General features: G+C 32.3%; 8 protein-coding genes. 3 read left to right on the top strand and 5 right to left on the bottom strand.

Annotation, left to right across the window (positions count from 1 at the left end; translation table 11 throughout):
- From ACH2BP_RS00710 to guaB, 3 genes are all read right to left on the bottom strand, one after another.
- Positions 1–239: DEAD/DEAH box helicase (locus tag ACH2BP_RS00710; protein ID WP_395056030.1), on the bottom strand; the 239-nt coding region annotated here is incomplete at its 3' end.
- Between the two features lie 100 nt (positions 240–339).
- Positions 340–912 (bottom strand): non-canonical purine NTP diphosphatase, encoded by a 573-nt coding sequence (locus ACH2BP_RS00715; RefSeq protein ID WP_395056032.1) that lies wholly within the window; start codon positions 910–912, stop codon positions 340–342.
- Between the two features lie 15 nt (positions 913–927).
- Positions 928–2400 (bottom strand): IMP dehydrogenase, encoded by a 1473-nt coding sequence (gene guaB, locus ACH2BP_RS00720; RefSeq protein ID WP_395056034.1) that lies wholly within the window; start codon positions 2398–2400, stop codon positions 928–930.
- Between the two features lie 205 nt (positions 2401–2605).
- On the opposite strand from guaB, the gene ACH2BP_RS00725 reads away from it, so the two are divergent.
- The 3 genes from ACH2BP_RS00725 to ACH2BP_RS00735 all read left to right on the top strand — a co-directional run bounded on the left by ACH2BP_RS00725 (position 2606) and on the right by ACH2BP_RS00735 (position 4949).
- The gene (locus ACH2BP_RS00725; protein WP_395056036.1) at positions 2606–3298 is read left to right on the top strand and encodes a helix-turn-helix transcriptional regulator; all 693 of its coding nucleotides are present in this window, start codon (positions 2606–2608) and stop codon (positions 3296–3298) included.
- Entirely contained in the window at positions 3298–3990 is a 693-nt protein-coding gene (locus ACH2BP_RS00730; RefSeq protein WP_395056044.1) for a DUF3307 domain-containing protein, read from the top strand. Before ACH2BP_RS00725 ends, ACH2BP_RS00730 begins: the two co-directional genes overlap by 1 nt.
- Before the next feature lie 197 nt (positions 3991–4187).
- On the top strand, positions 4188–4949 hold the full coding sequence (locus ACH2BP_RS00735) for a hypothetical protein (protein ID WP_395056038.1): 762 nt from the start codon (positions 4188–4190) through the stop codon (positions 4947–4949).
- On the opposite strand, the gene ACH2BP_RS00740 is transcribed toward ACH2BP_RS00735, so the two are convergent.
- Both ACH2BP_RS00740 and ACH2BP_RS00745 read right to left on the bottom strand, forming a co-directional pair.
- A complete protein-coding gene (locus ACH2BP_RS00740) occupies positions 4924–5790 on the bottom strand; it encodes a hydroxymethylglutaryl-CoA lyase (protein WP_395056040.1) in 867 nt (288 codons plus the stop codon). The genes ACH2BP_RS00735 and ACH2BP_RS00740 overlap by 26 nt on opposite strands.
- Before the next feature lie 22 nt (positions 5791–5812).
- On the bottom strand, positions 5813–6515 hold a 703-nt coding region (locus tag ACH2BP_RS00745), incomplete at its 5' end, for a quinone-dependent dihydroorotate dehydrogenase (protein WP_395056042.1).

Genomic DNA, 6515 nt, shown 5'->3' on the forward strand with positions numbered 1-6515 from the left:
GTAGGTGATAAAATTAACGCCTGTGTATTTCTATTGTTGGCATCAATTTTTTGAATGACTGGAAAACCAAAAGCTGCCGTTTTCCCTGTCCCTGTCTGAGCCAACGCAACTAAATCAATGTCTTTTTCCAATAGCATCGGAATCGCTTTCTCTTGTACTTCGGTCGGATTCTCAAATCCTAGATCGATAATCGCACGTAGTAGCGATTCTGTCAATCCTAATTGTTCAAATTTGTTCATTATTTATTTTTAAATTCGGTGCAAAAGTACATCGAATAAACGAGATAAACTAATGTTAAATCGAGAATTAAAAATTTATTAACAATTGAAAATCAATAAGTTACTTTTTCAAGAAGGTAATAAGCGTTCTTGTAGCTTTGCCACGATGGCTTATATTTACTTTTTCTTCGAGCGAAATTTGAGCAAACGTATGTTGATAACCTTCAGGTTGAAAGATAGGATCATAGCCAAAACCTTGATTCCCAAGCTTCTCTTTAGTAATTTCTCCTTTGGCAATTCCTGTAAATAAATGCTGTTCGCCATTAATATTTAAACAAATAACAGTTTTGAATTGGGCATTTCTATTGGTTTTATTGTTTAATTCGGCTAACAATTTATCCATATTATCGTTATCATTACGCTGTTCGCCAGCATAACGAGCAGAGAATACGCCTGGCTCTCCATTTAGCATTTCCACTTCAAGTCCTGTATCATCAGCAAAACAATCGTAACCATATTTTTGAGTGACATAATTCGCTTTTAGTATGGCATTGCCTTCGATGGTATTGGCTGTTTCGGGAATATCCTCGTGACAGCCAATATCCGAAAGACTTAGTATTTTGATGCTTTCAGGAAGCATACTTTGTATTTCTTGTATTTTATTTTTATTGTTTGAGGCAAATACGAGTTGCATAATTGGATATTTTAATTATCTCGAATAATTAGGTGCTTCCTTAGTGATAGTCACATTATGTGGATGACTTTCCCCTATTCCGCTAGTCGTAATTCTTACAAAACGTCCAGTTTCTTGTAGTGTCGCAATGTCTTTAGAACCACAATAACCCATTCCTGCGCGAAGTCCGCCAACAAATTGTTGCATACTTTCGTTCAATTCTCCTTTATATGGTACACGACCTACAATTCCTTCGGGAACTAATTTTTTGATATCGTCTTCTACGTCTTGGAAATAACGGTCTTTCGATCCTTCTTGCATTGCTTCAACAGAACCCATTCCTCGATATGATTTGAATTTTCTACCTTCAAAAATGATAGTTTCTCCCGGAGATTCTTTAGTTCCTGCTAGAAGTGAACCCAACATTACACAATCTGCACCAGCTGCAATGGCTTTAGGAATGTCACCTGTGTAACGAATTCCACCATCGGCAATTACCGGAACTCCAGTTCCTTTTAGCGCTGCTGCAACTTCTAATACTGCAGAAAATTGAGGGAATCCTACTCCTGCAACTACACGAGTTGTACATATAGAACCTGGTCCAATTCCTACTTTAACAGCATCGGCACCATTTTGGGCTAAATATAAAGCTGCTTCTGGCGTAGCAATATTCCCTACTACTACATCTAAATCTGGGAATTTTGCTTTTACTAGTTTTAAAACATCAACCACACCTTTTGTATGTCCGTGGGCTGTGTCTATAATTACTGCATCGACACCTGCATTTACTAAAGCTGTGGCTCTTTCTACAGCATCGGCAGTAACCCCTAGTGCTGCCGCAACACGCAAACGACCAAACTTATCTTTGTTGGCATTTGGTTTTTGAGTTAATTTTGTAATATCTCTAAAAGTGATTAAACCTACTAATTTATTATTTGGATCTACGACCAATAATTTTTCGATTTTGTGTCCTTGTAAAATTATTTCTGCTTCTTGCAAAGATGTTCCTACAGCTGCTGTAACCAAATTTTCTGATGTCATTACTTCGGTTATCAGTCTATTATTATTTTTTTCGAAACGCAAATCACGGTTGGTTACGATTCCTTTTAGTGTTTGATTTTCATCTACAATTGGAATACCTCCAATACCAAATTCACGCATTACTTGTTTAGCGTCTGCTACGGTTGCTGATAATGGCAAGGTAACCGGATCTATTATCATACCTGATTCGGCACGTTTTACTTTTCTTACTTCTCCTGCTTGTTGCTCGATAGTCATGTTTTTATGCAAAACTCCTATTCCGCCTTCTTGTGCCATTGCTATTGCCATAGCACTTTCGGTCACAGTGTCCATAGCTGCGGAAACAACTGGTGTGTTTAGTGTTATGTTTCTAGAAAAATGTGTTTTGATACTTACTTCGCGCGGCAATATCTCTGAATAACTTGGGATAAGTAATACATCATCGTAAGTTAGTCCTTCTCCAATGATTTTAGAAATGTGTGCTTTCATGTGCAATTTGTAGTTGTAGTTAAATTGCGTGCAAATATAGTGTTTTAATTTTAGATTTCAGATTTAAAAATTAAATCAGTTTTGAATTAATCATAATTTAATAGTATAGCTAAAAAAGGCTATAAATATAATTTATAACTAAAAAAGGGTATAAATGCTATTTATAGCAAAAAAAAGCTATATTTGTTATTCTAAAATCATAAAGATGAGTAAAAAAATAGTTTTATCTGGAGATATTATTGCTTCTACTAGCTTGACTAACGAAGCCAAATCTATTTTAGAATTGGAGTTAAAGACATTAATTTCGATATTAGAAAATAACTTTTCTATTTATGGAAGAATTATAAAAGGTGATTATTTAGAAATGGTAATCGAAAATCCTGAAGATGCTTTAGCAATTACAATCATAATAAAAAGCTATATAAAAGCTATTGTTTTAAATACAAATATCGATTCCGTACGAGGTAAATATTTTAAAAATCATGGTATTAGATTAGCAATTGGATACGGCGAACTGACTAGATATGACAAGTTAAACGGAGTTATAGATGGTGAAGCAATTTACTTTTCGGGAAGAAGAATTAGCGAAGAACGTACTACTTACGACAAAGAACGAATTGTAATAAAAAATACAATTTTTTTTAACTCCAATAACGAAAAATTGAATGAGAATATAAATTGCATTGTAGCTTTATTAGATGTTTTAGTGAGTAATGCAACAGCAAAACAATGCAAAATTTTATATCTTCGTATATTGGGATTTAGTGAACAAGAAATCGCTACTCAAATTGGAGTGAAACAACCAACAGTAAACAAACAACTTACGAGTATTGGCTGGAATGCAATTGAAAAATCTGTGGTATATTTTAGTTCTATTTTTAAAGAAATTAAATCATGATGTTAAAACTGCTTATTTTACAAATAATAGCCCATATAATGAGTGATTATTTTTTTCAGACAGATGCTAGTGCAAAAGAGAAAAATGAAAATGGTTTTAAAAGTCAATTTTTATTAAAACATGCCTTCATTACTTTTATTTGTTCGTGGTTTTTGTCGTTTGATATAAACTTTGTTTTTTGTTCTTTAACAATATCAATCCTTCATTATGTAATTGATGGATTGAAAAAGAATTTGAATACGAGTAGGTTCTCCTTTTTTATAGATCAAATTTTGCATTTAGCAATAATTGGCTTATTTGTTCGTATATTTAATCAGTATTTTGAATCAAATACAATCTGGAATATCCCTATTGATATAAAATGGCTAGTAATTATTCTTGGTTATTTAATTTGTTTAAAACCTGCCAATATTTTTATTAGAGAAACACTTGTTGCAGGTAAAATTGAAAGCATTTCGGATACTAGTGCCGAACTTAAAAATGCTGGAAAACTAATTGGAATTTTAGAACGAATCTTGGTATTAACCTTTGTAATTATTGGAAAGCTGGAAGTAGTTGGATTCCTTATTGCTGCAAAATCAATATTGAGATATAAAGATACTAACACAATTAAGACTGAATATGTGCTTATTGGAACAATGCTTAGTTTTGGTATTGCAATGATGATTGGATTGGTAATTGGGAAATTTTAATCCCTTTTATTACTGATAATTTAAGCCCAATTGAATTAATTTTTTATTATCCCGTTTTTTTGGAACAATAAAGTGTATGAACTGGACAGGGATATAAGACGAACTTATGTGTAAATTACTACAAGATTTATAAAATACTAATAGCTGTAAAAAAAATGATTAATTATTATCTATTTTTGTCTAAATAATTTCGAGTTATGAATCCTTTATACATTTTTATTTTTGAAACTATTTTTGTTGGCCTTGTAATTTTATTATTACATCGTTTAAGAAAATATTTTGGAATTGGTTTATTATTTATATTTATTGGTTCAATTCAATTTTTTCAAAGTTTATTAGCCTCAAGCGTTTATAATAAAATTTTTAACGAATTTGTGGTTTCTCCTGGATCATCTATCTTATTCACTTCTTCTCTTTTTGCTATATTACTCATTTTTCATTCAGAAAATTTAGCAAAAACTAGAGCTTTAATATTTGGTTTGATGATTTCTAATATAGTCATTACCATATTATCTGTTTTTTCAAGTTTACAACTCACATTGGATAATAATTCTACTAATGTAAAATTTTTAGAGTCTATTTTAAATCTAGATATTGTTATTTTTATGACAGGAACATGTTTATTGTATATAGATTCTGTTTTTTTAATAATAATATACGAGTTTTTGAATTTAAAATTAAACGATAAATATTTGATTTTAAAAATTTTTATTCCACTTTCGTTAATTTCATTATTTGATTCTTTAGTGTTTTATGGAATAAACCTTTTTTCACTAAGTAATGGTTATAATTTATTAGTTTCAAGCATTGTTGGAAAACAATTCGTGGTAATAATTTTTTCAATTATGATGTACTTATATTTGAGGGTTACAAAAAACATTCTATCTAATAAAAAACCTGAAAACCTGAAAGAAATATTTTCTATATTTACTTTTAGTGATATTCCAAAAATAACCTAGAAGCAACATTATAAGCGCTTTCGAAACTCATTGGACTGGTATTTGTATTTTCCTTTTGGGTAGTAAAATAAGACAACAATTTTTCTGTTGGCATATTTCCTGTTAAATCATCTTTTGCCATGGGACAACCACCAAAACCTTGAATTGCGCCATCATAGCGGCGACAACCTGCTTTGTAAGCTGCATCGATTTTCTCATGCCATTTATCCGGCGTAGTATGCAAATGGGCACCAAAATCGATATTTGGATATTTGGGTATTAAATTTGAGAACAAATAACTAATTACTTCTGGTGTTGATGACCCTACAGTATCCGAAAGAGAAAGGATTTTTACGCCCATATTGGCTAACTTTTCTGTCCATTCTCCTACAATTTCAACATTCCAAGGGTCGCCATAAGGATTCCCAAATCCCATAGAAATATAGGTAACTACTTCTTTATTTGTTTTGTCGGCAATGTTTAAAATTTCTTGTAAAGTAACAAGTGATTCCGCAATGGTTTTGTGGGTATTTCGCATTTGGAAATTCTCTGAAATAGAAAATGGAAATCCCAAATATTGAATTTCTTTATGGACAGAAGCGTTTTCAGCACCTTGTGTGTTGGCAATAATAGCCAATAATTTACTTTGCGTTTGTGACAAATCGAGTTGTGCCAAGACTTCGACGGTGTCTTGCATTTGAGGAATGGCTTTTGCAGAAACAAAACTTCCAAAATCGATGGTGTCGAAACCTACTCGTAAAAGCGATTGAATATAGGCCACTTTTTTCTCGGTAGGAATAAAAGCTTTGATACCTTGCATGGCATCACGAGGACATTCGATAATTTTTATTGGTTGGTTCATTTAAAAAGGCAAAGTGGTAAAGTTACAAACTTTTTTTAAGAACTGCTTTATTAATTGCTTTTACTAATGCTGGTCCTTCGTAAATAAAACCTGTATAAAGCTGAATTAGACTTGCTCCTGCTTCTAGTTTTTCGATAGCATCTTGCACAGAATGTATTCCTCCAACTCCAATAATTGGAAATGCTTTGTTACTTTTTTCCGAAAGGAAACGTATTACTTCGGTAGAGCGTTTGGTGAGTGGTTTTCCTGATAATCCACCCATTTCGATTCGATTTATAGATTGTAAACCTTCACGAGAAATGGTAGTGTTGGTTGCAATTACACCTGCAATTTTAGTGGTTTTTACAATATCGATAATATCTAAAAGTTGTTCGTTTGTTAAATCTGGAGCAATTTTTAGTAAAATAGGTTTTGCACTTCGCCTACGCTCAGTGTGACATCTTTGGATGTTTTTATTTTGAAGCGTGTTTAACAATTGTGTTAATGGCTCTTTTTCTTGTAGTTCACGAAGATTTGGTGTGTTAGGCGAACTTACATTTACTACAAAATAATCGACATAATCGTATAAAGCATCAAAACAAATTTCGTAATCGGAAGTGGCGTTTTCATTTGGAGTGAGTTTATTTTTACCAATGTTTCCGCCTATTAGAACTCCGTTGTTTTTCTTTAATCGTTCGACCGCTTCGAGTACACCACCGTTGTTGAAACCCATTCGGTTGATGATT

The sequence above is a fragment of the Flavobacterium sp. genome (assembly GCF_043756175.1).
Taxonomy (GTDB): domain Bacteria; phylum Bacteroidota; class Bacteroidia; order Flavobacteriales; family Flavobacteriaceae; genus Flavobacterium.

What these genes read in the sequence shown, in the direction of transcription:
- guaB (WP_395056034.1), bottom strand. Translation starts at nt 2,400, where the DNA reads ATGAAAGCACACATTTCTAAAATCATTGGAGAAGGACTAACTTACGAT.
- ACH2BP_RS00725 (WP_395056036.1), top strand. Translation starts at nt 2,606, where the DNA reads ATGAGTAAAAAAATAGTTTTATCTGGAGATATTATTGCTTCTACTAGC.
- ACH2BP_RS00740 (WP_395056040.1), bottom strand. Translation starts at nt 5,790, where the DNA reads ATGAACCAACCAATAAAAATTATCGAATGTCCTCGTGATGCCATGCAA.
- ACH2BP_RS00715 (WP_395056032.1), bottom strand. Translation starts at nt 912, where the DNA reads ATGCAACTCGTATTTGCCTCAAACAATAAAAATAAAATACAAGAAATA.
- ACH2BP_RS00730 (WP_395056044.1), top strand. Translation starts at nt 3,298, where the DNA reads ATGTTAAAACTGCTTATTTTACAAATAATAGCCCATATAATGAGTGAT.
- ACH2BP_RS00735 (WP_395056038.1), top strand. Translation starts at nt 4,188, where the DNA reads ATGAATCCTTTATACATTTTTATTTTTGAAACTATTTTTGTTGGCCTT.